19 protein-coding genes and 1 tRNA gene are annotated in these 24,554 nt (G+C 70.2%); 11 read left to right on the top strand and 9 right to left on the bottom strand.

The genetic code is table 11. From position 1 onward, the window contains the following. Positions 1 to 283: 283 nt before the first annotated feature. Positions 284 to 1,624 (bottom strand): PQQ-dependent sugar dehydrogenase, encoded by a 1,341-nt coding sequence (locus AC0IY0_RS16860; RefSeq protein WP_471764709.1) that lies wholly within the window; start codon positions 1,622 to 1,624, stop codon positions 284 to 286. Beyond that, positions 1,621 to 2,097: a DUF2231 domain-containing protein gene (locus tag AC0IY0_RS16855; RefSeq protein WP_419829472.1), complete on the bottom strand. Its 477-nt coding sequence runs from the start codon at positions 2,095 to 2,097 to the stop codon at positions 1,621 to 1,623. The genes AC0IY0_RS16860 and AC0IY0_RS16855 overlap by 4 nt, the downstream gene beginning before the upstream one ends. A 133-nt stretch (positions 2,098 to 2,230) precedes the next feature. On the opposite strand from AC0IY0_RS16855, the gene AC0IY0_RS16850 reads away from it, so the two are divergent. Next, positions 2,231 to 2,626 carry a hypothetical protein gene (locus AC0IY0_RS16850; RefSeq protein WP_246692229.1) on the top strand — a complete coding sequence of 132 codons (396 nt, stop codon included), beginning with the start codon at positions 2,231 to 2,233 and terminating at the stop codon, positions 2,624 to 2,626. A gap of 130 nt (positions 2,627 to 2,756) precedes the next feature. Here the strand turns inward: AC0IY0_RS16850 and AC0IY0_RS16845 are convergent, their stop codons facing one another. Further along, positions 2,757 to 3,155 (bottom strand): PRC-barrel domain-containing protein, encoded by a 399-nt coding sequence (locus tag AC0IY0_RS16845; RefSeq protein ID WP_147906105.1) that lies wholly within the window; start codon positions 3,153 to 3,155, stop codon positions 2,757 to 2,759. Between the two features lie 266 nt (positions 3,156 to 3,421). Between AC0IY0_RS16845 and AC0IY0_RS16840 the strand changes: the two genes are divergently transcribed. Then, positions 3,422 to 4,312: a DMT family transporter gene (locus tag AC0IY0_RS16840; protein ID WP_471764708.1), complete on the top strand. Its 891-nt coding sequence runs from the start codon at positions 3,422 to 3,424 to the stop codon at positions 4,310 to 4,312. Between the two features lie 9 nt (positions 4,313 to 4,321). Here the strand turns inward: AC0IY0_RS16840 and AC0IY0_RS16835 are convergent, their stop codons facing one another. Then, positions 4,322 to 5,245, bottom strand: a complete 924-nt coding sequence (locus tag AC0IY0_RS16835) for a hypothetical protein (protein WP_147906104.1) — start codon at positions 5,243 to 5,245, stop codon at positions 4,322 to 4,324. Between the two features lie 136 nt (positions 5,246 to 5,381). Between AC0IY0_RS16835 and AC0IY0_RS16830 the strand changes: the two genes are divergently transcribed. The 4 genes from AC0IY0_RS16830 to AC0IY0_RS16815 all read left to right on the top strand — a co-directional run bounded on the left by AC0IY0_RS16830 (position 5,382) and on the right by AC0IY0_RS16815 (position 9,563). Then, positions 5,382 to 5,945, top strand: a complete 564-nt coding sequence (locus AC0IY0_RS16830; RefSeq protein ID WP_471764706.1) for a nitroreductase family protein — start codon at positions 5,382 to 5,384, stop codon at positions 5,943 to 5,945. A 27-nt stretch (positions 5,946 to 5,972) separates the two neighbouring features. Beyond that, a complete protein-coding gene (locus AC0IY0_RS16825; protein ID WP_147906102.1) occupies positions 5,973 to 6,602 on the top strand; it encodes a flavin reductase family protein in 630 nt (209 codons plus the stop codon). 304 nt (positions 6,603 to 6,906) lie between these two features. Then, positions 6,907 to 8,010, top strand: coding sequence for a lytic transglycosylase domain-containing protein (locus AC0IY0_RS16820; RefSeq protein WP_471764776.1), 1,104 nt, complete (start codon positions 6,907 to 6,909; stop codon positions 8,008 to 8,010). Then, complete coding sequence (locus AC0IY0_RS16815; RefSeq protein ID WP_471764704.1) at positions 8,007 to 9,563, top strand: DUF2336 domain-containing protein; 1,557 nt, start codon at positions 8,007 to 8,009, stop codon at positions 9,561 to 9,563. Before AC0IY0_RS16820 ends, AC0IY0_RS16815 begins: the two co-directional genes overlap by 4 nt. 169 nt (positions 9,564 to 9,732) lie before the next feature. Here the strand turns inward: AC0IY0_RS16815 and AC0IY0_RS16810 are convergent, their stop codons facing one another. Together AC0IY0_RS16810 and AC0IY0_RS16805 are read right to left on the bottom strand one after the other, a co-directional pair. Beyond that, positions 9,733 to 11,589, bottom strand: a complete 1,857-nt coding sequence (locus tag AC0IY0_RS16810; RefSeq protein WP_471764703.1) for a glycoside hydrolase family 15 protein — start codon at positions 11,587 to 11,589, stop codon at positions 9,733 to 9,735. Between the two features lie 130 nt (positions 11,590 to 11,719). Beyond that, complete coding sequence (locus tag AC0IY0_RS16805) at positions 11,720 to 12,964, bottom strand: acyl-CoA dehydrogenase family protein (RefSeq protein WP_471764701.1); 1,245 nt, start codon at positions 12,962 to 12,964, stop codon at positions 11,720 to 11,722. Positions 12,965 to 13,093: 129 nt separating this feature from the next. On the opposite strand from AC0IY0_RS16805, the gene AC0IY0_RS16800 reads away from it, so the two are divergent. Together AC0IY0_RS16800 and AC0IY0_RS16795 are read left to right on the top strand one after the other, a co-directional pair. Continuing rightward, positions 13,094 to 13,849: a response regulator gene (locus tag AC0IY0_RS16800; RefSeq protein ID WP_187278305.1), complete on the top strand. Its 756-nt coding sequence runs from the start codon at positions 13,094 to 13,096 to the stop codon at positions 13,847 to 13,849. Next, a complete protein-coding gene (locus AC0IY0_RS16795; protein ID WP_147937695.1) occupies positions 13,846 to 15,258 on the top strand; it encodes an ATP-binding protein in 1,413 nt (470 codons plus the stop codon). The genes AC0IY0_RS16800 and AC0IY0_RS16795 overlap by 4 nt, the downstream gene beginning before the upstream one ends. Positions 15,259 to 15,384: 126 nt before the next feature. Here the strand turns inward: AC0IY0_RS16795 and AC0IY0_RS16790 are convergent, their stop codons facing one another. Continuing rightward, entirely contained in the window at positions 15,385 to 17,532 is a 2,148-nt protein-coding gene (locus AC0IY0_RS16790) for a methyl-accepting chemotaxis protein (protein ID WP_471764699.1), read from the bottom strand. A gap of 429 nt (positions 17,533 to 17,961) precedes the next feature. On the opposite strand from AC0IY0_RS16790, the gene rocF reads away from it, so the two are divergent. The 3 genes from rocF (at position 17,962) to AC0IY0_RS16775 (ending at position 20,032) form a co-directional block, all read left to right on the top strand. Continuing rightward, positions 17,962 to 18,930 carry an arginase gene (gene rocF / locus AC0IY0_RS16785; RefSeq protein ID WP_471764698.1) on the top strand — a complete coding sequence of 323 codons (969 nt, stop codon included), beginning with the start codon at positions 17,962 to 17,964 and terminating at the stop codon, positions 18,928 to 18,930. Further along, entirely contained in the window at positions 18,930 to 19,793 is an 864-nt protein-coding gene (locus AC0IY0_RS16780; RefSeq protein ID WP_471764696.1) for an urease accessory protein UreD, read from the top strand. Before rocF ends, AC0IY0_RS16780 begins: the two co-directional genes overlap by 1 nt. A gap of 165 nt (positions 19,794 to 19,958) precedes the next feature. Further along, positions 19,959 to 20,032 (top strand) — tRNA-Cys (locus AC0IY0_RS16775). 152 nt (positions 20,033 to 20,184) lie between these two features. On the opposite strand, the gene AC0IY0_RS16770 is transcribed toward AC0IY0_RS16775, so the two are convergent. Continuing rightward, positions 20,185 to 21,873 (bottom strand): methyl-accepting chemotaxis protein, encoded by a 1,689-nt coding sequence (locus AC0IY0_RS16770; RefSeq protein ID WP_471764775.1) that lies wholly within the window; start codon positions 21,871 to 21,873, stop codon positions 20,185 to 20,187. An 873-nt stretch (positions 21,874 to 22,746) separates the two neighbouring features. After that, positions 22,747 to 24,426, bottom strand: coding sequence for a methyl-accepting chemotaxis protein (locus tag AC0IY0_RS16765; RefSeq protein WP_471764695.1), 1,680 nt, complete (start codon positions 24,424 to 24,426; stop codon positions 22,747 to 22,749). Positions 24,427 to 24,554: the final 128 nt, after the last annotated feature.

Here is a 24,554-nt window from a genome sequence, read left to right as displayed (position 1 = left end):
CGATTACGACGACCGCGTGCGCCCAACGTCTTCGGTTTGCCGATCGGACGCCGGATCCGACGCCTCGTGATCGGGGATCCGATACCCCCGCGCCCAGGTGCGGTGCTCGTTCGAACCTTCGGGATAGGGATTGGCCGAAAGCGGCTCTCCGCGGTCCCGCGCGTGGCGCCCCTCATCGCTGATCGCGGTTGGCGACCGGCTAGATAGCATCACGATGCAGTCCTCCCGGTCATGGATTCTTCCCACGCCACGTAACGGGAGCTCCGGGACGACGAGGCCGGGATCATCGTACGATTGCGGGCGGCTGCGCCCCGGAGCGCGCGCCTGATCCCGTGACCCGCCACACCGTGCCGCCGGCATCGTCCGCGATGAGCAGGGCACCCTGGCCGTCGATCGCCAGCCCGACCGGTCGGCCGCGCGCTTGCTTGTCCGCGTTGAGGAAGCCGGTGACCACGTCCTGAGCCTTGCCGGCGGGCTTTCCGTTCTCGAACGGGACGTAGACCACCTTGTAGCCGTTCAACGGATCGCGGTTCCAGCTGCCGTGCTCGCCGACGAACGCCCCGCTCCGGTAGGCCTGGGGCAGGCCCGTTCCGGTGGCGAATGCCATCCCCAGCGGGGCGACGTGCGAACTCAGCGCGTAATCGGGCATGATCGCCTGGGCGACCAGGTCGGGGCGCTGCGGCATCACCCGTGGATCGAGATGGCTGCCCCAGTAGCTGTACGGCCAGCCGTAGAAGCCGCCGTCCTTTACCGAGGTCATGTAATCAGGGACCAAGTCGGGACCGAGTTCGTCGCGCTCGTTGACCACGCACCACAGCGTCTTCGTCTGCGGCTCGAAGGTGAGACCGTTGGGATTGCGCAAGCCGGTCGCGTAGAGCCGGTGGGCGCCCGTGTCGCGGTCAATCTCCCAGATCGCGGCCCTGTCCTTCTCCTCGTCGATGCCGTTCTCCGTGATGTTGCTGTTCGAGCCGACGCCGGCATAGAGCTTGGTGCCGTCCGGGCTGGCGGTCAGGCTCTTGGTCCAGTGATGGTTGATCCGGCCCGCTGGCAGCTCGGTGAGCTTGACGCCGGGCTCGGTGATCTGGGTCGTGCCGGTCGTGTACGGGAAGCGCATCACCGCATCGGTGTTGGCGACGTAGAGCGCGTCGTCGACGAGCACCATGCCGAAGGGCGCGTTCTGCTTGTCGAGCAGGACGGTCCGCGTCTCCGCCACGCCGTCTCCGTCGGTATCGCGGAGCAGGGTGATGCGCTGGCCCGCTTCGCCGGCGGGATGGGACAGGCTCTCCAGCCAGCCCATGACGATCTCCTTCGGCCGGTTGATCGGCGGCGTCGGGCCTCCGCTCTCGGCCACCAGGACATCGCCGTTGGGCAGGACGAGGAGCGAGCGCGGGCCTTTCAGGCCGGTCGCCAGAGCCTTCACCTGCAGACCCGCTGCGACTTGCGGAACCTCACCGTCCTTCCAGCCCACCGACCGGGATACGTGCATCGGCGGCAACAGGTACTGGTGCAGGTCCGGCAGGGGCGGATTCGGGCCGACCTGGGTCTGGGGATCGATAGGATCCGGTCCGCAAGCCGACAGCGGCAGCAGCGCGGCTGCGGCGAGGAGATAGCGTTTCCGGCTCATGCTCGTGTTCCCGGCCGCACGCCCACGCGATGGCGATGGATCAAGTCCGCGCCGCTCCAGCCCGTCACCAGCAGGAGCACGACCACGGTTCCGGAGAGCGCCAAGCCGGTCGGCACCACCGAGGTGTAGGCGTCCCGGCTGTGCACGAACACGTTGACGATCGACAGAGCGAGTACGAGGACGTTGCCGACCGCATGGATCCAAGCCGGTCGCAGGCGCCGGATCGACCGGCTGCCGAGGAAATCGATCACGCCGGCGAGGCCCGCGAACACCGAGGCGATCAATCCGATACTTAACAGCCAGGCCGAGAAATTCGCCCATTGCATGTTGGCGGTCGCCCAATAAGCGATATCGGTGACAAAGGTGCCGACGAAGCAGACGATCGGGATCGGCACAAGCATCGGGTGAATGGGATGCCCGGCGATGCTGGCAGTCGAGCGCGGGAAGTTCTCCGACACACGCATCCTCGTCATGAAATCGCATTCTGCACTGCGGGTCCTACCGCGCGTCGAGGTAAAGGTTCCGCCTGCGCGCCATCTGGTCGCTCGGGGGCTGCATCGCTCGCCGAACCGCCTGAGTCAGCCTCCAGCGGCATCGGATGGGCGCGTGCGTCCGCGCACCGTCGGGAACCCTGATCTGTGTCGTTTTCTAAAATCATCGGCCGGCACCACTATTGCCGAGTCTGAGCAGCATCGCCATTTCTTGTCTCATTCGCGGACAAGCGGCGAAAAGCAGTCCAGGATTGAGCCAATGGCCGCTGCCACAGTAGAGAAGCCACTCGACGTTGGTGGCCCGATCAGCCGGAGAGCCGCCGCGCTCGCCAACGTGAAATGGTTTCGGGCTCTGGCCTGTCGCGTGATGCGCGAAGGCGGGCCGCAGGCGACGCTACGCGCGGCCAACGCCAGGGCAGCGGCCCGCATCATTTTGCGCCAGGCCAAGCGGGACGCGCTGGTCAACCGGATGGCGCGTGAGGCGCTGCAAGCGGATCGGGTGACGCACTAGATCGGGCGCCTATCTGCCTGCACCATGCTTGACGGCAGTTTCGAAGCATCCGCTGCGATAAATCGCCGGGATCAGCCAGAAGAACCGAGGCCGCCGGCCAGCTCGTACCGCCGGCAGCCCCGTCAGACGCTCAGCGCTTGAACTTGCCGTCGTACTTGAACTCCGGCGCGGACTTCAGCTGCTCTTTGGTCGCGCCGATGATCGCCTTCCACTTCTTCGCGTCGGCATCGTAGCCCAGGGCCACGGAGGCCGGGGAGACGGCGACGTAATGCTCGCCCATGCCGAGGAAGCCGCCGACCGAGACGATGTAGCCGACGACCTTCTCGTTGTGGATCGCGATGTCCTTGATCTCACCGACGGTGTTGTTCTGCGCGTCGGTGATGTTGAGGCCGATCAGGTTGTAGCTCAGCACCGCATCCTGCGGCACACTCTCGAACTTGGGGGCCACCGTCGGGGGCGTGGTATTCGCCGCGAGGGCGGGTCCGGCGAGGGCAGCGGCGGCGAGGGTAGCGAGGACGAGGCGGCGCATCGAGATCTCCAGCGGCCCGGGATGGGCGCGGGGAAAGGGCCTGCCTGCACGCATCGTTCCGCGAGATCGCAGAAATGTTAATCGCCGGAACATGGAACAATGGGGCCCTATCGCCCGGTCAGCGCGCGTGTCCTGCCGCGCGGCCGGTACAGTTCGGCTCGTCCGGCCCGAACCGTCCCTATCTGAGCACGCGCAGCAGGCGCATGTCCCGGCGGATCAAGACCGAGGGGACAGTCGTGGCACGATCCGGGCAAGCATCGACGGCATTGACCAACCCAGGCACCGGGCGAAACCTGGCCTCGGCAAAACCGGGCGCGTGGATCGACGGACTGGTCGGCGTCGCGATCTTCAGCGGCTCCCTGGTGGCGACCCGGCTGGCGCTCACCGGCATGGACGCGCTGTTCCTCAGCGCCGCGCGGACGGCCCTGGCCGGGCTCGCGGGGGCAGCCGCATTGCTCATCCTGCGGGAGACCTGGCCCCGCCGGAGCGACATGGGGGCGCTCGCCATCGTGGCGGCGGGTGTTGTGGTCGGGTTCCCGCTCCTGACGGCGCTCGCCCTGCGCACCGTCAACGCGGCCCACGGGACGGTCTTCGTCGGATTGCTGCCGCTCGCCACCGCCCTGTTCGGAGCCTTGCGGTCGGGCGAGCGCCCCTCGTCGGCGTTCTGGATCCTGTCGATCCTGGGCGCCCTCGTGACGGTGGGGTTCGCGGCGCGCGGGCTCGACGGGCCGCCGGGTACCGGCGACGCCTTCATGCTGGCGGCGATCCTGGTTTGCGGCCTCGGCTATGCGGAGGGCGGAAAGCTGGCACGGCGGCTCGGCGGCTGGCAGGTGATCGCCTGGGCCACCGTCCTGTCTCTGCCGCTCTCCCTGCCGCTGGCGCTGGTCTTGAGCCCTGCACATCCCGGCGCGATCCCGCTGCCGGCCTGGGTCGGCCTGGGTTACGTCGCCTTGTTCAGCATGTTCATCGGGTTCGTGTTCTGGTACCGGGCGCTGGCCCGGGGCGGCATCGCGGCGATCGGGCAGCTCCAGCTTCTGCAGCCGTTCATGGGGCTGGGGGTGGCCGCACTGGTCCTGGGCGAGCGGATCGAGCCCGCGATGATCGGGGCGGCCCTCGCAGTCGCGGTTTGCGTGGCCCTGGCGCGGCGTATGGCCTGAACAGACCGCTCAGCCGGACTTCGCCACCACCTCGATGTCCCGGTCCAGCCCGCTCTCGACTTTGAACTCGCGGGTGTAGACCTGCCCGTCATGCCGGGCGATCAGCACGTAGTCGCCCTCGGCGAGGGTCACCTGCGGGAATGCGCCGATCGCCTCGCGTATGGTGTCGCCGCCGGGGGTGAGGACCGAGAAGGCGGTGCCGGCATAGGCCTCGGCCCCGAAGGCTGCGACCAGCTTGAGGGTGACGGTGGCGGCGCGGTGATTAAGCGTCGCCTCGGTGACCTTGCCGTTCTCGACCCGCAGGTCGGCGCGCTGGATCGCGTTGGACTCCCCGTAGGTCGAGACCACGTGATACGTGCCCTCGGGCAGTCGCAGGATCTCCCCGGCCTTGATGCCGGAGCGTACGAGGCGGCCCTCGGAATTGGTCCCCACCGGCACGAACACCGAGAACACGACCTGGGCGGGCGGGATCTTCTGGTCGCCCACGGCCCCAGCGAGCTTCAGTGCGCCGGCCGCGACCCGGAGGGTGTCGGTGGCCGGCTGTCCGCCCATCACGATGCGCTTCGAGGCGCTGGCGAAGCCGTACGTGACGGTCGCCACGTAGGCGCCCGGGGGCAGGGTGAAGTTCGGCTCGGCCTCGGTGGAGCGGCCCACGATCGAAGGCCGGGTGCCGTCGCCGCGATCCTCATAGATGCGCCAAGCCAGGCCCTTGCGCAGCGGCACCCCGGCTCCGGACAGCAGCGCCGACAGCGACAGCTGCGCCTCGGGCTCGGCCGGTGGCATGTTGGGCGGCAGGGTCGGGCTGGTGATCGACGGGGATGGCAGGGGATCGCCGAGGCGGTTCTGGAACACGCCCTGCTGCGCGCGCGCATCCGCGGGCAAGAGGGAGGGCGAGAGAATTGCCAACGCCATCGCGGCAAGCCTCGTGCGCATCCGTTGAATCCTCATCCAGTCCCGGTCCGGTTCCGCCTGTGCCTCGGGACCATGGCGGCGGCAAGGCCGCATGGTCTTCCCCCGGGTGCCCCTGCGTGCCACATCCGGGTCCCGATTCATCCGCGGGACAGGACGCATGACTGCCACCCTCGACCTCCTGAAGACGCGCCGTTCGGTCCCGCCGCTGCTGCTGAACGGCCCGGGGCCGGACCGCGCGCAGCTCGAGACCATCCTGACCGTGGCCTCCCGGGTGCCCGACCACGGCAAGCTGGCGCCCTGGCGGTTCATCGTGATCGCCGAGGCGGCGCGGGAGCGGGTCGGAGACGTCATCGCGGCCACGTTCGCGGCCGACAATCCCGAAGCGAGCCCGGAGCGCCTCGCCCAGGAGCGCGGCCGCCTGATGCACGCGCCGTTGACCGTCGCGGTCGTCTCCCGCACCGGCCCGCACGTGAAAATCCCCGAATGGGAGCAGCTGCTCTCGGTCGGCGCCGCCACCATGAACCTCGTAGTCGCGGCCAACGCCTCGGGCTTCGCCACGTCGTGGCTGACGGAATGGTACGCCTACGATCGCCGCGTGCTGGATGGGCTGGGCCTTGCGCCGTCCGAGAAGCTCGCCGGGTTCGTGCATATCGGCCAGGCCCGCGAGGTGCCGTCAGATCGCCCGCGGCCGAGTCTTTCCGAGATCGTGACCTATCTCTGAGTGCGGTCCGTCTCAGAAGGCGCATTCGTGCATTACGATCTCGAGATTCCGCGCGAGAACCGCGCGCTTCCCCACAACCCCCTCAAGGCGATCGTGGCGCCGCGGCCGATCGGCTGGATCAGCGCCATGAGCCGCGAGGGCAAGCTCAACCTCGCGCCCTACTCGTTCTTCAACGCGGTCGCCGACGACATGGTGGCGTTCTCGTCCTCGGGTCGGAAGGACGCCATGACCTTCGCCGAGGAGGGCGCGGAGTTCGTGTGCAGCCTGGCGACCTGGGACTTGCGCGACGGGATGAACGATTCCTCGGCGCCCCTGCCGCGGGGCGAAAGCGAGTTCGCGTTCGCCAACCTGGAGACCGCCCCATCGCAGAAGGTGCGCCCGCCCCGGGTGGCGGCCTCGCCCGCCGCCCTGGAGTGCCGCTGGCTCCAGACCGTCCCGCTGGTGCCGCTCGGCGGCGGCAAGGCGGAGAACTTCTTGGTGATCGGCCAGGTCGTGTCGATCTACGTCGATGAGCGGTTCGTCTCGGACGGCATGGTCGACACCGCCGCGATGCATCCCATCATGCGCGGCGGGTATTTCGATTATTTCCACGCCACCGCGGAAACCCGCTTCCAGATGCGCCGGCCCAAGGGTGCGGCGGAGTTCAGCGGATCCTGAAGCCGCCGTTGAACCTGACGATGCCGAGGGGTGGACGTTTTGCGCCGCCCCTTCCCGCACGCATGCGGCGCCGGCGGGATGCGACCCGGGATCCGGGCCGGGACAGCGGGCGGCGTGTTCGCCGCGGCACGTTCCGTGCCGTGTCGCGGATCCCCGTCCACTGACGTTCCCGGCGTCCAGGAGTGTGGCGTGGTTCTCCGTCAATGATGGAGAAGCGCGCATAACATAGCGCAACATCGATTGAGGAGTTGTTTACCATAAGCGGCGCAGGTTCACGGTGTCCTCAGACCCCGTGCGCGCCCGGATGTTCCTGTTCACCACGCCGTCCAGCCCATCGGAAAGCAGCCCGCCCGCCCAGGCACGGGCGGCCGCGGGCTCGGCCGCCTCCGGGCCGGTGGTCCAGGCGATCCGCGACGGCGCGATGGCGAGCGGCGTCGGGTTCGACTACCTGCTGGCGACGGCCCGGCGGGAATCCGCCCTCGATCCGGCGGCCAAGGCCGGGACCTCCTCCGCCACCGGCCTGTTCCAGTTCATCGAGCAGACCTGGCTCGGGGTGATGAAGAATGCCGGGCCGAAACTCGGCCTCCAGGCGCAGGCGGACGCCATAACCCGGCAATCCGACGGCACCTACGCGGTCCCGGATGCCGAGCAGCGCCAGGCGATCCTCGACCTGCGGCGCGATCCGAAGATCTCCGCGACGCTCGCCGGCGCCCTGACCCAGCAGAATTCCGACGCCCTCGCGTCAGCCCTCGGGCGCGACCCCACTGCGGGTGACCTCTACGCCGCGCATGTCCTCGGCGCGAAGGGCGCAGCTGCCTTGATCTCCACCGCCCGCGCCTTCCCGGCCCGGGCCGCGGCCCTCGACCTGCCGGAGGCGGCCGCAGCCAACCGATCCCTGTTCTACGACCGGACGGGCCGGCCGCGCAGCGCCGCCGAACTCTACGCCAACCTCGCAGCCGCCGCGCAGGGCGCCGTGCAGAGTGCCACCGCCGCCACCGACCTGACCGTGCTGCGCCAGGACGGCGCCCCGCCCACGCAGGCGGCCACGGCCTATGCCAGCACCGCCACCGCGTTCGGCGGCACCTCCGACCTGCGCAGCCTGTTCCAGACCGAGCAGCGCGGAGCGGCCTCCGACGCCGCAGCGCGCCTCTGGCAGGCCCGCAACGCCGCGCCGCCGACCCAGCACCCTCTGCCCACCTACTTCCCGCGCTCCGGCGCGGAGGCGCCGCTCGTCGCTTCCGTCGCCGAGCCCGCGACCACCGGCGCGCTCGCAGAACCGGCGCCGACGCCGGCAGGCCTCGCCCTGGCCAACCCGCCGCTGCCGCCCCGCCGCCCGGCCGATCTCGCCGCCGCGGGATCCACCACCGGCATCAGGAACAGCCTGTTCGCCCCCCGGAGCGGCCCATGATCATCCGCGAGTTCCTGGCCTGGACCCAGAACGCCTCGGCCGGCCGCAGGGCCGAGGCCACCACCGCGCTGGCGCGGGCCTTCCTGTACGGCGACCTCTCCGCCGACGAGGCCTGGGAGGCCAAGACCGCGCTGCTGTCGCTGCTGGACGACCCGTCGCCCCTAGTCCGCCGGGCGCTCGCCGAGACCTGTGCCGCCTCGGCCCGCACGCCGCGGCCGCTGGTGGTCGCCCTGTCCTGCGACGTGCCCGAGGTGGCGCGCCTGGTCCTGGCCCGCTCGCCGGTGCTCACCGACGCGGACCTGGTCGACGCCGCCGCGCTCGGCGACGAAACCACCCGCGCGGTGATCGCTGCCCGGCACCACCTGTCCCCGCCGGTGTCGGGGGCACTCGCCGAGATCGGCGAGCTGGAGACCCTGGTGGTGCTCGCTGGAAATCCCACCGCGAAGATCACCGCGGGCCGGATGCTGCGCATGATCGAGCGCCACGGCACCGAAGCCCGCCTGCGCGAGGCGCTGCTGCGCCGGTCCGATCTGCCGCCGGAGGTGCGCTACACGATCGGCCTCGCGGTGGCCCAGGCGCTGTCCCAGTTCGTGATCGCGCGCGGCTGGATCGGCACCGAGCGCTGCGACCGGATGAGCCGCGAGGCGGGCGAGCGCGTGGCCCTCGAGACCTGCGACGATTCGGGGGTCGCCGCGGTGGCGCGCCTGGTGGCGCATCTGCGCACCACCCGGCAGCTCACCGCGGGCCTGATCCTCCGGGCCGTCCTGTCGGGCCGGACCGATTTCGTCCACGCCGCCCTCGCCGACCTTTCGGGACAGGATTATGCCGGGATCACCCGCGCCATGCGGGATTCCTCGCGGGATCCGCGTGCCTTCGCGGAGTTGCACCGCAAGGCCGGGCTGCCGGAGGCTCTGCTGCCGGCCATGCAGGCGGCGCTCGCGGCCCGGCACGCGGCCGCGGGCAGCCTGCGCGGCGCCGGCCTGTCGCGCCGGATGATCGAATCCGCCATCGACGCCTGCACGGACCTGCCGGCGCCCGAGATGCACGCCGTGGTCGCCCTGCTGACCCGCTACGAGTCCGAGGCCGCCCGCGACGAGGCCCGGGAGGTCGCCCGCGCCGTCGCGGCCGAGGCAATGACGCGCGAGACCGCCCGCCGCGAGGCCGAGGCTGCGGACGCCGCCTGGCGCGCCGCCCTCGAAAGCCAGCGGCGTACCGCCTTCGCGCCAGCGAGCGCCGTCGAGATCGTCGCGGAAGGGATCGCCGCGCCGGTGGAGATGCCCGATCAGGCCACGGTCGAGCCCGCGATCGCGGCGCGTGCGGATGGCGCGCCGGCCATGGCCGAACCGCGCAACCCGGTCGGAGCGATCCTCGACGCGCTGCCCGAACAGATCCTGGCCTGGTACCGCACGGAGCCGAAGGACGAGGATCCGGTGGTCCAGGCCGCCATGCAAGAGGTCCTCGACGGGCTCGGCGCCGACCTACTGGACGAGTTCCAGGCGAGCCGCGCCGGCGCGGATACCGGGTCGGACGAGGAGATCAGGATCGCAGCCTGATCGAAGCGAACAGCTTGGCGCCGTTCATGCAAACGCCCCGTCATTCCGGGGCGGCAGGCGAGCCCGGAATGACGCGATGACACCTGACGCATCCGTGCCGCTTCCGACGCCCGGGAAGATCGGATCTCGCCTGACGCAGGCGGGCTGACGGATGCGTCCGTGAATGGACCTATTCGGCCGCCCGTTGCTCGATCGCGTCGACGAGGCCGAAGCGCTCGATGCTGTCCTCCAGTCGGAGGGCCGCGTTGATCAGCGCCATATGAGAGAAGCCCTGCGGCGTGTTCCCGCGCTGCTCGCCGGTGGCCGGGTCGATCTCCTCCGCGAACAGGCCGACATCGTTGCCGCGGGCGATCAGGCGCTCGAACGCCGCCTTGGCCTCGCGGGTCCGTCCATCCAGGGCCAGGCACCCGACCCGCCAGAACGCGCAGGCCGTGAAGGTGCCCTCGTCGCCCTTCAGCCCGTCATCCATGCGGTAGCGGTAGATCAGGTCGCCATCGCCCAACTCGCGTTCGATCGCCGCCAGCGTCGAGCGGGTACGCGAGTCGCTCGGATCCAGCGCGCCGAACAGGACGACCCGCAGCACCGCCGCGTCGAGGTGGTGGGAATCGTAGGCGCCGGTATAGGCCTGCTTCTCCGGGTTCCAGCCCTTGTCGTGGTATTCAGCCCGGATCTCGGCGGCGATCCGCTCCCATTCGGCGATCTTCTCCGCGGGGACGCCTTCGATGTTGCGGCCGATCCGGGCCGCGTCGGTGAGCGCGACCCAGATCATCGCCTTGGTGTGGACCTGCTGGCGCGGGCCGGTCCGCAATTCCCAGATGCCGTGATCGGCGTCGTGGCGGTGACGGATCGCCCGGGCGGTGAGGTTGTCGAGCACCTCGGGCAGGCGGTCGTTGACCTTCTCGGGCGGGTCGTAGTCGACGGCCTCCAGGAACACGCACAGCGCCCGCAGCAATTCGCCGTAGATGTCGTGCTGGTCCTGGGCCTCGGCCAGGTTGCCGATCACGACAGGTCCGACTCCGCCCCAGCCGGCCAGATGTTCCAGCACCTCCTCGGGCGGCATGCCGTCGCTGATGCCGTACATCAGCTTGGTTTCGCGCCCGTACGAGCCGTCGCGCTCGCGCAGGAAGCGCAGGAATTCGGAGGCTTCGCGGACGTAGCCCAGCATCACGAAGGCCGTCACCGTGAAGGCCGCGTCGCGCATCCAGGTGAAGCGGTAATCGTAGTTGCGGTCCCCCGGCACCGCCTCCGGCAACCCGGCGGTGGCCGCCGCCACGATGCCGCCCGAGGGCGAGTAGGTCAGCAGCTTCAGGCACAGGGCCGAGCGCATCACCGCGTCCCGGTAGGCGCCGTTGTAGCTGCTGCGGGCGCTCCAGCGGCGCCAATACTCGGTCGTGGATTCCATGCGGCGCTGGGCCCCGGCGAAATCCTCGATGCAGGCATCTTCCTGGTCCTCGCCATGGGTCAGGACCAGGTAGGCGGTCTCGCCCTCGGCGAGGTCGAACAGGACCTCGGACGTATCGCCCTGCAGCTGCGGCTCCGGGAAGGCGTTGACGCGCAGGCGCCAATCCCCGGCCTCGAACAGCACGGATCGGTCCTCGACGATCGGCGTGCAGGGCCGGCGTGCGTAGTCGAAGGTCGGCCGCACCACGAACCGGCCGGCGACCCGCCCGCTCTCGCAGGTGAGCAGCCGGATCAGGCGGCTCTCGCCCTCGCCGTCTGGCCCCTCTTCGGGCTCGGGGCTTGGCGGATTCACCGGCATCACGTCAATCAGCCGGGCGCGCCCGGTCGACGTGGTGAAGGTGGTCTCCAGGATGTTGGTGTCGGGCACGTAGCGGCGCACGGTCCCGGTGAGCCCGTCGAAGGCGAGGCTGCACGCGCCGCCCTTGTCGTCGTCCAAGAGCTTCAGGAACAGGGCCGGCGAGTCGTGGCGCGGCCAGCACAGCCAGTCGATCGAGCCGTCCCGCGCGATCAGCGCGCAGGAATGGGTGTCGCCGATGAGGGCGTAATCGCTGATGGGCTTGGACACAGGGCTTCCGAAAGGCGATCGCGCCGCTGGTACGGCATGGAACGAACCTATCGTGAGTTAGCCAAACGACCCCGGGCGGGGAGTCCCGCTCGACGATTCGCCGCACGGGTCAAAGGCCAGGAGCGACCGATCAGGCCTTGGGCCGCGGCAGCATCCGGTCGCTGATGATCCGCCGCTGGATCTCGCTGGTGCCCTCGAAGATCGTGGTCAGGCGCGCGTCGCGCCAGTAGCGCTCGACCCGCCGCTCGGTGGTGTAGCCGTTGCCGCCGTGCAGCTGCATCGCCTGGTTCGTCACGCGCACCGCCATCTCGGTCGCCAGAAGCTTCACCATGGCGGATTCGCTCTCGGCGGGCTCGCCCTGGTCGAGCAGGTGGGCGACCTGCTGCCAGAACGCCCGAGCCTGGGCGACCTCCGCGGCCATGTCGGCGAGCGCAAAGCGCAGGGCCTGGAAATCGCCGATCGGGTGGCCGAACTGGACCCGCTCCTGCAGGTAGGCCTGGGTGTCCTCCACCGCCGCGCGCGCCACGCCGACGGCGCGGGCCGCCGTGTGGACCCGGGCGATGTTGAGGCCGCGCTGGACCGAGGCGAAGCCGCCGGAATCCGCGTCGGCGCCCTGGTCGCCGTAGAGGCCGGTGAGCCGGTCGCTCTCGGGCACGCGCGCACCATCGAGGGCGAGCTCGAAGGTCTGGAAGCCGTGATAGCCGATCTTGTCGATCACCCGGCCGGTCACCCCGGGCGGGAAGCTGTCGCGCTCCTTCACCACCAGGAACGGCTCCAGACCGGCCGAGCGGGACTCGCCGGGCTCCGGGTCTCGGGTGCGGGCGAGGACCTCGATGAAGTCGGCGCCCTTGGCGAAGCCCGCCCAGCGCTTTGTGCCGGTGATCACCCAGGTTTCGCCGTCCCGCACCGCGCGGGTCTGCACGCCGGCCAGATCCGAGCCGGCATTGGGCTCCGACAGGGAGATCGAGCCGATCCAGTGGCCCCGGGCCGAGCGGCGCAGCAGATCCGCCCGGCGCTCGGGGTCGAGGGTCTGGGTGCCGAGGCCCTGGCCCCGGGCCAGGATGCTGCCCACCGACAGCCAGGCCCGGGCCAGCTCCTCCGAGACGAGGCAATATTCGAAGACCCCGAGACCGAGGCCGCCTTGCGCCTCGGGTATCGTGATGCCGAACCAGCCCTTCTCGGCCATGGCCTCGATGAGCCCGCGGGGCATCTCGGCCTTCTGCGGATCGAGCTCGTCGGCGAGCGGGAGGACGACGTCGTGCGCGAAGGCGCGCGCCTCGGCCTGGAGCGCGGCCCGGGCCGGATCGTGCCAGGGCGAGGCCAGCTCGGGTGGCTTCGGGGCGATCGGATCAGGCTTGTGCGCCATCGTGCTCATGCGTTCCCCCGGCTTTCACCCACCGCTGCATTCATGGCCACGCGGCACGGCAAAGCTGGAAACACGCGCTTACAAAATGGTTCCCGCAACCATCTTCGAATAATCGCCGCGTCGGCGCATAATAACCTGATGACGCTCGCCGATCCGCTCGCCGAATCCTTCGCGATGAACGCACCCGCCACACCCCACATCCTCGTGGTTGAGGACGATCGCGAGATCTCGGCCCTGGTCGCCCGCTACCTGCGCGGCAACGATTGCCGCGTGACGCTTGCGGGCGACGGCAACGAGATGGACCGGGCGCTGGCGGAGGCTCGGATCGACCTGATCGTGCTCGATCTGATGCTGCCGGGCGAGGACGGCATGAGCCTGTGCCGCCGCCTGCGCAGCGCCTCTCAGATCCCGATCCTGATGCTGACCGCGAAATCCGAGGAGGTCGACCGCATCCTCGGCCTGGAACTCGGGGCCGACGACTACCTGGCCAAGCCGTTCAATCCGCGCGAGCTGCTCGCCCGGATCCGGGCGATCCTGCGCCGGGTGGCCGCCGAGGCACCCGACCCGGACGAGCGCCGCCGCCTGCACTTCTCGGGCTGGACGCTGGACGTGTCGCTCCGGCAGGTGCTGTCGCCGGAAGGCGCCCGCATCGCCATGACGGGCGCGGAGTTCGAGCTGCTGCACGCGCTCTGCCTGCGGCCGGGCCGCGTGCTGTCGCGCGACCAGTTGCTCGACCTGACACAGGGCCGCACGGCAGGGCCGTTCGAGCGCAGCATCGACGTGCTGATCTCGCGCATCCGCCAGAAGATCGAGCGGGATACGCGCAATCCCGAATTCATCCGCACGATCCGCTCGGGCGGCTACCTGTTCACCCCCGAAGTGACCCGGTCATGAGCGCGTTCCGATCCTTGCGCGCCCGCCTGCGTCCGCAGAGCATCGCGGGGCAGATCGCCCTGCTGGTCGTGGCCGGGATCGCGGTGGCCCACATGGTCGCCACCGCGGCGTTCCTCCTCCTGCACGAGCCGCAGAATCCGGACACGCTGCCGGGCGTCGCGGCGGGCCGGCTCTCCACGCTGGTGCGGCTCCTCGACGAGGCGGACCCAGCCGCGCGGCCGGCCCTGCTGGCGAGCGGGCGCAGCCTCCCGCTGATGCGGGTCGAGGCTTGGGACGGGACGGTTCCGCCGGACGCGGCCCCCGTGCCCGACCTCCCGGTCATCCGTCGCCTGCGCGTCGGCGCCGGCCGGCACGTGACCCTGGTGGATCTGAGCACGCAGGATCCGGCACAGACGCAGTCGGACGGGCAGCTGCATATCGGGATGATCACGCCCAAGGGCGCGACCCTGCAGGCCACGCTGCCGAACGCGCCGCTGCGCCCGCCCCGGCAGGGGGCCCTGATTTTCACGGTCGTGTTCCTGGCCCTCACTCTCGCGTTGCTCTGCGTCTGGGCGACCCGGGCGCTGACGGCGCCGCTGGCGCGGCTGGCCGGAGCCGCCGAGGCGTTCGGCACCCACGACGACCACGTCGCGCTTCCGACGGCAGGCCCCCGCGAGGTGCTGGCCGTCTCCCGGGCGCTCGACCGGATGCGGGCCCGGGTGCGCCGCCTGATCGACGACCGCACCCAGATGCTGGCGGCGATCAGCCACGACCTGCGCACGCCGATCACCCGCCTGCGCCTGCGCGCCGAGTTCATCGAGGACGAGCACACCCGCACGGCCACCCTGCGCGACCTGGACCAGATGAACGGCCTGGTGGAGGCGGCCCTGTCCTTCGTGCGGGACGGGCAGACGCGGGATGCCAGCAGCCTGAGCCTCGTGGACCTCGCCTCGGTGGTTCAGACGGTCTGCGACGACTTCTCGGATTTCGGCGCGCCCGTGAGCGTCGCCCGCAGCCGGCACGTCCTGGTGCAGGGCCGCCCGGAGGAATTGCAGCGGGCGATCACCAACCTGGTGGACAACGCCGTCAAGTACGGCGGAGGGGCTGAGGTCCAGATGGAATCCTCCGAGCGCGGCATCCGCATCTGCGTACTCGATCAGGGCCCCGGCATCCCGGAGACCGAACGCGACGCGATGCTGCAGCCCTTCGTGCGCGGCGACCGCGCCCGCAATCTCAACGAGGCCAGCGGTTTCGGCCTCGGCCTGTCGATCGTGCTGGCGATCGTCGAGGCGCATAACGGCCGCCTGACCCTGGAGAACCGGCGCGAGGGCGGCCTGTGCGCCGCCATCGAGCTGCCGCTCGCGGCGCAGGCCTATGCGAGCCGGGCGGCACAGAGATCCCAAGGCCCGCTACCGGCCCGGGCTGCCTGACGGCCGTCCGAGCCCAACCGCCTTCGGTCTGCTTCGCGCATCGTGCCGGTGACCGGCACGATGCGCTCGCTCTCTGATCCCCATCGACGATGTCCGAACGCCGGTGGCCACCGTTCGGATTGATGCTCAGGCTGCCCGGACGTTGCGCAGGAACTGCGAGACCTCGGCCCGGAGCTGCTCCGACTGGGCGGCGAGTTCGTCCGAGGCCTGCGCCACGGAGGCGGCGGCCTCGCCGGCATCGCTGGCGACCCGGGCGACCTCGGCGATGTCGGCGGTCATCCCGCTCGTGCCGGTCGAGGCCTGGCCCATGCTGCGGACGATGTCCTGCGTGGTGACGCCCTGCTCCTCGACGGCCGCCGAGATGCTGGTGGAGACGTGGTTCATCGCCTCGATCTGGGACACGATGCCCTGGATCGCCTCGGAGACGCCGCCGGTCACCGCCTGGATCGACGCGACCTGCCGGCCGATCTCCTCGGTGGCCCGGCTGGTTTGGGTCGCCAATTCCTTGACCTCGGCCGCGACCACCGCGAAGCCGCGGCCGGCCTCGCCGGCGCGGGCGGCCTCGATCGTGGCGTTCAGAGCGAGCAGGTTGGTCTGGCCCGCGATGGTCGAGACCATCCCGACCACGTCGCCGATGCGGGTGGCGGCGGCGGCGAGATCCGCCATCGTGCCCTCGGCCCGCTTGGCCTCGCCGACCGCGGTGGCCGACATGCCGGCTGCCTGCTCGACCTGACGCCCGATCTCCTGCACGGTGGCGCCGAGTTCCTCGGCGGCCGCAGCCACGGCATCGACGTTGTCGGCGGTCTGGCGCGCGGCGCTGGCGACGCTGGTCGAGCGCTCCGACGTGCCGCTAACGGCGACCCGCATGGTTCCGGACGCGCCCTGCAGGGCCGCCACGCCCCGAGTCAGCCCATCGACGATGCCGCCGACCGACGTCTCGAAGCCGCTCGCCAGATCCTGCAGCATGGCGCGGCGGGCCTGCTCCTCGCGCAGCCGCGCCGCCTCGGTGGTCTGGAGCTGCCGCGCCGCGTCCTCCAGCGACACGTCGCGGATGATGACCACGGCGCGGGCGATATCGCCGATCTCGTCCCGGCGCCGGCTGCCCGGTACGTCGCTGAGCGCCTGGCGTTCGGCGAGCGCCTTAAGGGCGCGGGTGAGGGCGCCGAGCGGCGACACGATCGAGCGCGCCAGCAGCAGGCCGAGCACGGCCGTCCCGGCGAGGACGCAGAGCCCGATCAGCAGCAGGTTGCGGGAGAGCGCGCGCACGGCGTCGATCGCCTCCGCCTGCGACTGCTCCGCCACCACGGTCCAGGGGGCGCCGAGCACGCTGACCGGCGAGGCCGCCGCCATGTGCGGGCCGTCCGCGGCGGTGAAGTCGAAGCTTCCGCCCGCCTTGAGTTGGGCCGCCTCGATCCCGAGCGGCGTGAGTTCGTTGCCGGCCTTCACGGTCGCGTTAAGGGGCGGGTTGCTGCGCAGGCGCCCGTCCGCGCCGGCGGCCATGACCTGGCCGGTCTCGCCGAGGCCGGTCCGCTTGGCCAGGGCCTGATCGAACAGCGTCGGCGTCACCCGCAGGGCGATGAAGCCGATCCGCTCCGCGGCCTGGGCCGTGCCCATGGCGACGTTCGCCCGCTTGGTCATGGCGCGGCCGATGAAGGCGGCCGGGACACCGTCCACGGGATAGGCCGCGAAATCCTCGTAGAGTACGGCGCTCGGGTCGGCGGCCTTGAGACGCTGGACGAGGCGGGCGAGGGCCGTATCCTTCAGCCCGTCCTCGGTCACCGACTGGCCGAAATCCTTGCCCTTCGTGGTCGTGTAGACGACGCGGCCGGCATCATCGAGGAACAGCAAGTCGGCGTAGCCGGCCTGCGCGATGAGCTTGCGCGCCGTCTCCTGCACCTTCACGTGCCGGCGCCCATACATGCCGGTGCCGTCGAGGGCGACCCGAGCCTCGACGGTCGGCGGCGCCTGGAACGCCGCGATGACCGCGGCGGTGTCCGGCTTGGCCGGATCGAGGTTCTCGATCAGGTCTGGGAAGTTCGAGACGATCTGCGGATGCGCGGACGCGGCCAGGAAGTCGGCCTGCATCCGGTCCGCCACCAGCTCGATCCCGTCGCGGCGGGCCGCGGCGGCGAGCTGCAGGCGCTCATTCGCCGCGTCGATCAGGCCGGACCTGGCGGAATACCAGCTGAAGCCGCCCATCGCGGTGGCGCTGAGCAGGGCCAAGCCGATCGTCATCGCCGGCAGGCGAGAACTCAGCCGCGAAAGCACCACCATGGCTATCCTACATCGTTTTCTTAGAGAGAGCGCCGCAACCTTAGAGCAATGGCACTAAGATCCGGTAAACTTCGGCGGCAAAGCCGGGCATTATGGCGCAAAACTCAATCTATCGTAACATCGAGATATTCAATATTTTGAGGAACTAAGTATCTACGTAGAGACATTCGGATCCTCCCGGACACTTAAATCCACACCAGAACTGCCAGGCAATATTAGGGTCAACGAGGCGATTTAGCATCCGCCATGCCGGATTGTCCCGTGAGCCGACCGGTCTGGAACCTGCCCGCGTGCGGGGCACCACCGCGCCGACGCAAGCGCGGCCCGCGGCTTGCGGGCGAAGCGCAAGCGAATCGTTGGCCGGCCCTTCGAGTGCGCCTAGAGCATCGAACGGGCGCACGAGCCTCCACCTGGACTCGAGGGGACCGGATGACGAGCGACACCAGCCGAGGGGATGCGCGCCGGATCGCGCTGATCGGGGCGCCGATCGAGGTCGGGACCAGCGAGCCCGGCGCGCTCATGGGGCCTGCGGCCCTGCGCACCGCCGGACTGGTCCGGACCCTGTCCGATCTCGGCCACGCGGTCGTCGATCAGGGGGACGTCGTCCCCGACGGGCCGGCGGATGCGCGGGGCCTGCCCGCCGTCACGGCCTGGACCCGCGCCCTGTCGCGGTCGGTCGAGGCTGCTCTGGGGGCGGGCACCCTGCCGCTCGCCACCGGGGGCGATCACAGCCTGTCGCTCGGCTCGGTGGATGGGGCGATGCGCCACTGCGCCCGGGAGGGTCGGCCGCTCTTCGTGCTCTGGCTCGACGCCCACGCCGACTTCAACACCCCGGAAACCTCGCCGTCGGGCAACGTCCACGGCATGCCGCTGGCGGCCCTGTGCGGCGAGCCGGGCTTCCCGAGCCTGTTCGCCGATCCGGCGCCGGCGCCGCTGCCGCCGGCCAACGTCCACCTGTTCGGCCTGCGCTCGATCGATGCCGGCGAGCGCGCCCTCGTGACGGCCCGGCGGGTCGGCGTCACCGACATGCGCACCATCGACGAGTTCGGCGTCGTCGCGCCCCTGCGCCGCGTCCTCGACCGCGTCGCACGCGACGGTGCGCATCTTCATGTCAGTCTCGACGTCGATTTCCTCGACCCATCGATCGCACCCGGCGTCGGCACGACCGTGCCGGGGGGCGCGACCTTCCGGGAAGCGCACCTGATCATGGAGATGCTGCACGATTCCGACTTGGTGCGATCCCTCGACGTGGTCGAGCTGAACCCGTTCCTCGACGAAAGGGGCCGCAGCGCCCGGGTGCTGGTGGAACTGGTGGCGAGCCTGTTCGGCCGGCGCATCCTGGACCGGCCGACGCCCGCGATCGAGGCGGTCTCGAGCGATCAGGGCGGCCGCCGCTAATGCCGGACGGCGCGACGCAGGTTCAGGATCTTCCGGCGGCCGGGGCGCCCGCGCGCCAGCGCTCGGAGGGGCGCGTCCACCTGTGGGCCGGTCCGGCCGGGGGAACGGGCCCGACCCGCATCCTCGACCTCGCTGAATCCGGCCCGTCGCGGCTGCGCTTCCCACGCGGGGAGGGGGCGCTTGAGGCGGTGCTGGTCAACACCGCCGGCGGTGTCGCGTGCGGCGACGCCTTCACGATCGCGCTGGACCTCGCCCCGTCGGCCGACCTCGTGCTGACGACCACGGCAGCGGAAAAGATCTACCGCTCGGATGGCCCGGTCAGCCGGATCGAGAACCGGATAACCCTGGCGGCGCACGCCCGGCTGGCCTGGCTGCCGCAGGAGACGATCCTGTTCGATCGCGCCCGGGTCCGGCGGCGCTTCGAGGCCGACCTCGCGGAGGGCGCCGCTTTGCTGGCCGTCGAGATCGTGGCCTTCGGCCGCGCCGCCCGGGGCGAGCGGATCGCGGCGGGGTTGTTCGCGGATACCTGGCGCGTGCGCCGGGCCGGGCGGCTCGTCTATGCCGACAGCCTCGTCCTGGAAGGCCCGATCTCGGATCTTCTCACGCGACCGGCGATCGGCGGCGGTGCCCGGGCCTGCGCGACCCTGCTGGACGTCTCAGCAAACGCGGAGGGGCGTCTGGAGGAAGCCCGCGCCCTGCTCGAACAGGCCGTCGTCCCCGGAATCGAGGCGGCGGCGAGCGCCTGGAACGGACACCTCGTCATCCGCGCCCTGGCCGACGGGGTCGAGCCCTTGCGCGGCCTCGTGAGCCGGGTCCTGGCCAACTATCGCGATCGGCCGATGCCCCGGGTCTGGCAGAGCTGACCGGCTGCTTTCGGGCCGCGGGCCGGTCCAGCGCCGATCGACCTGCATATTCCTGCGCGGAAGCCGCATCGCGACCGTTGCCTGTCGCCGCCCACCTCTGCTAGAGACCCCCACCCGGAGCCGGCCGCCAGGCTCCGATGGCGACGCCGCGGCGTCGCGACGAGGGGCCTCGTGGCGGAGTGGTTACGCAGAGGACTGCAAATCCTTGCACCCCGGTTCGATTCCGGGCGAGGCCTCCATCGATCATCCGAGATACAGCGCGCACGCTTCCGCCGACCGGTCTCGATGCCGTCGATATGGCGGATGTCCCGCGTCGCAGGCGCCGGCATGGCGGCCGGCACCCACGATTCCCTAGACCCTCTCGGAGGCCCTGCCTTCCAGGACGATGCCGTCAGGCCGCGGCGACCTGGGCCAGAAACGTCTCGATCGCCCGCTGAAGGCTATGAGTCCCGGCATTCACCTGCAGGGCGCTTGTCCGGACATGCTTGGCCTGCACCTCGTTGGAGGCCGCAGCGGCGCGCACGCCCGCCACGCTGTCGGAGACCTTCCGGGAATCCGTCGCCGCGCTGGTGATGGCACGGGCAATCATCTGGCTCGACTGGCCCTGCTGGTCCGCTGCGACCGCAACCTCGGCGGCGATGGAGCTCATCTGCGCGATCGTCTGGCCCACCGTGCCGATCGAGCCGATCGCTCCGACCGTGTCGGCGGCGGCGGCTTGAATCGCCCCGATATGATGGGCGATGCGGTCGGTCGCCTGCGCGGTCTGCGCCGCCAGATCCTTGACCTCGGTGGCGACCACGGCGAACCCCCGTCCCGCCGCACCGGCCCGCGCGGCCTCAATGGTGGCGTTCAGCGCCAGCATGTTGGTCTGCTGAGCGACGGCGCGGATCAGCGCGATAACGGCGCCGGCGTCGTCCGCTGCTTGCGAGAGGGTCGTCACCGTCGCCACCAGCCCTTGCGTATCCGACAGGGCCGTCGAGGCGATCTCGCTCGTATGCCGGACCTGGCTCTCGATCTCCCGGGCCGCAACCGACAGCTCCTCGGCAGCGCTGGCGATGCTCACTACGACACCGGCGGTCTGATCGGATGCCTCCGCCACGACGGCGACCTGCGTGGTCGTCTCGCCCGCGAGACTCGATAGCGCGTCGGCCGAGGCCTGCATGGCGTCCGCGGAGGCGGCGAGATCCGCCACCGTCCGCTGCATCTCGTCGTCGAAGGCCTGGGTCGCCGCGGCCAGGCGCTCGGCCCGGACGAGGTCGCGCGCCGTCCGCGCCCGGGCGTCGTGGTCGAGCGTCCGCCGCTCGATCATCGCCGCCTGGAACGCCGCGATGGCATGCGCCATCTGGCCGATCGCGTCCTGGCGCTGCGTGAACGGGATCGCGTCGTCGAGCCGGTCCGCCGCAAGTGCCTGCATGGCGGCCTTCAGGCGCTTCAGGGGCTTCTGGATCTGGGAGAGGACGATCCAGATCGCGGCGGCCAATGCCAGGGCGAGCGCAACCGCCGGCGCCACGATCAGCGCGACGATCGCATGGCGCTGCTCGATGACGCCTGCTGCGCGCTGGTCGTTGAGCCGGGCCAACACCTCGCCCCCGAGTCGGCTGATCTCCGCGATGATGCGTTCGCGGTTCTTCACCGTCGCCTCGTCGGTGGCCTGGATCAGGGCGGCCTTGGGCGAGATGGTCAGGCCGAGCTCAGCGGTGTCGTTCTGGTAGGCGATGAACTCCTTCACGAATAGGTCGAACCGGCGGCGCCGGTCCGGCGGCAGCTGATCTTCCATCGCCACCAGGAACGGCCCCCGGACGTGTTCCACCGCCGCCAGGGCGTCCTGCAGCCCGGAGAGACGCGTCCGCGCTTCCTGCGTATCCTCGGCCGTGTAGAGGGCGGTGGCCTGCACGACCGCGTGCTCGATCGCCTGGCTCAAGGCGCCGGCCTGAAGCCCGGCATTCCAGATCCTGTCCGTGGCTGCGGCGCGCTCCTGCTCCCACAGGGATTGCCGCACGGCGAAGGCCGAGATGCCGACCGCCACGAAGCCCAGCAGGCCGACGACCGCCGCCAGCTTGAAGCCGAAGGAATTGCGCATCTGAAGCACGATACTGTTCTCTTCTGGACCGACGCACGATCGCGTCGCGGCAAGGTGCCTTGTCGAAGGCGGAAGCTTGGAAGTCGAAAGGGTCGAGGAGACCATTGGGCGATCGAGAGCGCGGGGCATGTGGCCGAGTACGGGGCGAAGCCAGTTCGGGGCGAATCCGGCGCTCGGGACGATGCGCCAAGCGTTGCATCGACGTGCGGCAGCCTCAGCGCCGCCGCATCGCCGGGCCGAACCTCAGCGCCTTCGGTATGGCGACGCGCGGCCGTGACGGCGCGAGCCCGCCGGATCAGAAATCGACGCTGCAAACATGGAATGGCGGGACGGTTCGACGACGTTTCTTCAGCTGTTCGGATAAAGATACGGGCCGAAGGATCAATCCGTCAATACACGCCAAAGTTGTCAATACTGATTTTATTTAATGATCATGCTCAAATATACGGTAGATAGAAGCCGAAAGTTAGAACTCGCGGGATGTTATTTATTGCATTCGGAAACAATCCCGCGCTTGTGCACCCGGCTATGAAACTATCGGCAACGCGACCCCCTGCGCTCGCATCCAGAACGCGCGCAGACGAAATCATGCCTTTGCGGCAGGCCTGTTCCGCTACCCTGGGCGATGCCGTTCGCGCGCTGGCCCGCTTGAGCTGAACGACGAGGTCGGAAACGCCGGTAGGTCCCGGACATCGCCGGGCGTTTCCATCGCGCGCTGCAGAAGCGCCAGTCTCTGCCGGTCGGCGTGGGAGCGGTCCGGATCCGTTACGAGCCGCGAGCCGGACGTTCGCAGATCGGCCTCCCGGACGGCCGCGCGCACTCTGGCTGTTCCACCAGGCGCGCGAAACGCCGTTTCGTGCGCCCGGTCGAACGCTACGCGGCGTGGACTTGCCCCAGGAAGGTCTCGATCGCCTGTTGCAGGGTCCGGGTCCCGGTGCTCACCCGGGAGGCGCTGCCGCGCACCTGCTCGGCCTGCACCTCGTTGGAGGCGGCCGCGGCGCGCACGCCTCCAACGCTCTCGGAGACTTTGTGCGAGTCCGCCGCCGCATCCGCGATGGCCCGGGCGATCTCCTGGCTGGCCGCGCCCTGCTGGTCTGCCGCCTGGGCAACCTCTGAGGCGATCACGCTCATCCGGGCGATCGTCTCGCCGATCGACGCGATGGCGCCGACCGTGTTGGCGGCTGCCCCCTGGATCGACCCGACCTGGCCGGTGATCCGGTCGGTCGCGAGCGCGGTCTGGCCGGCGAGCGCTTTCACCTCGGCGGCGACCACGGCAAAGCCGCGCCCGGCCGCGCCGGCGCGGGCCGCCTCGATGGTGGCGTTCAAGGCGAGCAGGTTGGTCTGCTCCGCCACCGTGCGGATAAGGGTGACGACGGCGTCGATCTCGGCAGCCGCCTGCGACAGGCTCGAGACCGTGATCTCCAGCTGCTTGGTGTCGGTCAGCGCGGAGGCCGCGATCTCGCTGGTGTGGCGGACCCGCCCCTCGATCTCCCGGGCGGAGGCTGCGAACTCTTCGGCCGCGCCGGCGATGCTGTCGACGATGTCGGCGGTCTGGCTCGAGGCACCCGCTACCACGGCGGCCCGGGACGCCATGTCGCCGGCCGTTCCGGTGAGCGTCGCGGCAGCATCCTGCATCGAATCGGCCGATCCGGCGAGATCCGCCACGGCGCGGTGGGTCTCCCCCTCGAAGGCGCGGGTCGCCTCCGCCAGTTGCTCGGCCCGGACCCGGTCGCGATCACGGCGGGCCTGCGCCTCGGTATCGAGCTTCCGCTTCTGGATCAGGGCCGTCTGGAAGCCCGCGATGGCGCTGGCCATCTCGCCGATCTCGTCCTGGCGGTGGGTGAACGGGATCGTACGGCCGAGGTCGTTGGCCGCCAGCGCGGTCATGCTGGATTTCAACCGGCCGAGCGGCTTCTGGACCTGGCTGATTATGATCCAGATCGCGGCGAGCAGCCCGAAGGCGAGGGCCACGGCGGGCACGACGATCAGCGCCAGGCGGGCGGTGCTGCGATCCGCGGCGTCAGCGGCGCGCCGCTCGTTGAGCCGGGTGAGCACCTCGCGGCCAAGCAGGCCGATCTCCGCGATCATGTGCTCCCGGTTTCTCACCGTCGCCTCGTCGGTGGCCTGGATGAGGGCGGCCTTGGGCGAGATGGTCAGGCCGAGCTCAGCGGTGTCGTTCTGGTAGGCGATGAACTCCTTCACGAACAGATCGAACCGGCGGCGCCGGTCCGACGGCAGCTGATCCTCCATCGCCACCAGGAACGGGCCCCGGACCTGTTCCACCGCCGCCAGGGCGTCGTGCAGCGCCGACAGCCGCGTGCGCGCTTCCTTGGTGTCCTCGGCGGTGTAGAGGGCGGTGGCCTGGACGACCGCGTGCTCGATCGCCTGCCCAAGGGCGCCCGCCTGAAGCCCGGCATTCCAGATCCTGTCCGTGGCGGCGGCGCGCTCCTGCTCCCACAGCGATTGCCGGATGGCGAAGGCCGAGATGCCGACCGCCACGAAGCCCAGCAGGCCGACGACCGCCGCCAGCTTGAAGCCGAGAGAAATGCGCATGAGGAGAGAACCGCTGTCCGCGAGAATCGTGGGGGAGAGCCTTACGATAGCAAATCTTGCGCCGACACTAAATATAGCCGGCAAACCCACGAATTTAAATGTACTCTTGCCCAGATATATTCTCACCG

This window comes from Methylobacterium sp. AC315 (assembly GCF_979253755.1).
Note: the sequence above shows the minus strand (reverse complement) of the source record. Positions and strands in the feature narration are given on the sequence as shown.

Excerpts from the sequence above, each read along its gene's own strand:
- AC0IY0_RS16860 (WP_471764709.1), bottom strand. The coding sequence starts at position 1,624 with ATGAGCCGGAAACGCTATCTCCTCGCCGCAGCCGCGCTGCTGCCGCTG.
- AC0IY0_RS16855 (WP_419829472.1), bottom strand. The coding sequence starts at position 2,097 with ATGACGAGGATGCGTGTGTCGGAGAACTTCCCGCGCTCGACTGCCAGC.
- AC0IY0_RS16845 (WP_147906105.1), bottom strand. The coding sequence starts at position 3,155 with ATGCGCCGCCTCGTCCTCGCTACCCTCGCCGCCGCTGCCCTCGCCGGA.
- AC0IY0_RS16835 (WP_147906104.1), bottom strand. The coding sequence starts at position 5,245 with ATGCGCACGAGGCTTGCCGCGATGGCGTTGGCAATTCTCTCGCCCTCC.
- AC0IY0_RS16830 (WP_471764706.1), top strand. The coding sequence starts at position 5,382 with ATGACTGCCACCCTCGACCTCCTGAAGACGCGCCGTTCGGTCCCGCCG.
- AC0IY0_RS16820 (WP_471764776.1), top strand. The coding sequence starts at position 6,907 with ATGTTCCTGTTCACCACGCCGTCCAGCCCATCGGAAAGCAGCCCGCCC.
- AC0IY0_RS16815 (WP_471764704.1), top strand. The coding sequence starts at position 8,007 with ATGATCATCCGCGAGTTCCTGGCCTGGACCCAGAACGCCTCGGCCGGC.
- AC0IY0_RS16805 (WP_471764701.1), bottom strand. The coding sequence starts at position 12,964 with ATGAGCACGATGGCGCACAAGCCTGATCCGATCGCCCCGAAGCCACCC.
- AC0IY0_RS16800 (WP_187278305.1), top strand. The coding sequence starts at position 13,094 with ATGACGCTCGCCGATCCGCTCGCCGAATCCTTCGCGATGAACGCACCC.
- AC0IY0_RS16795 (WP_147937695.1), top strand. The coding sequence starts at position 13,846 with ATGAGCGCGTTCCGATCCTTGCGCGCCCGCCTGCGTCCGCAGAGCATC.
- AC0IY0_RS16790 (WP_471764699.1), bottom strand. The coding sequence starts at position 17,532 with ATGGTGGTGCTTTCGCGGCTGAGTTCTCGCCTGCCGGCGATGACGATC.
- rocF (WP_471764698.1), top strand. The coding sequence starts at position 17,962 with ATGACGAGCGACACCAGCCGAGGGGATGCGCGCCGGATCGCGCTGATC.
- AC0IY0_RS16780 (WP_471764696.1), top strand. The coding sequence starts at position 18,930 with ATGCCGGACGGCGCGACGCAGGTTCAGGATCTTCCGGCGGCCGGGGCG.
- AC0IY0_RS16770 (WP_471764775.1), bottom strand. The coding sequence starts at position 21,873 with ATGCGCAATTCCTTCGGCTTCAAGCTGGCGGCGGTCGTCGGCCTGCTG.
- AC0IY0_RS16765 (WP_471764695.1), bottom strand. The coding sequence starts at position 24,426 with ATGCGCATTTCTCTCGGCTTCAAGCTGGCGGCGGTCGTCGGCCTGCTG.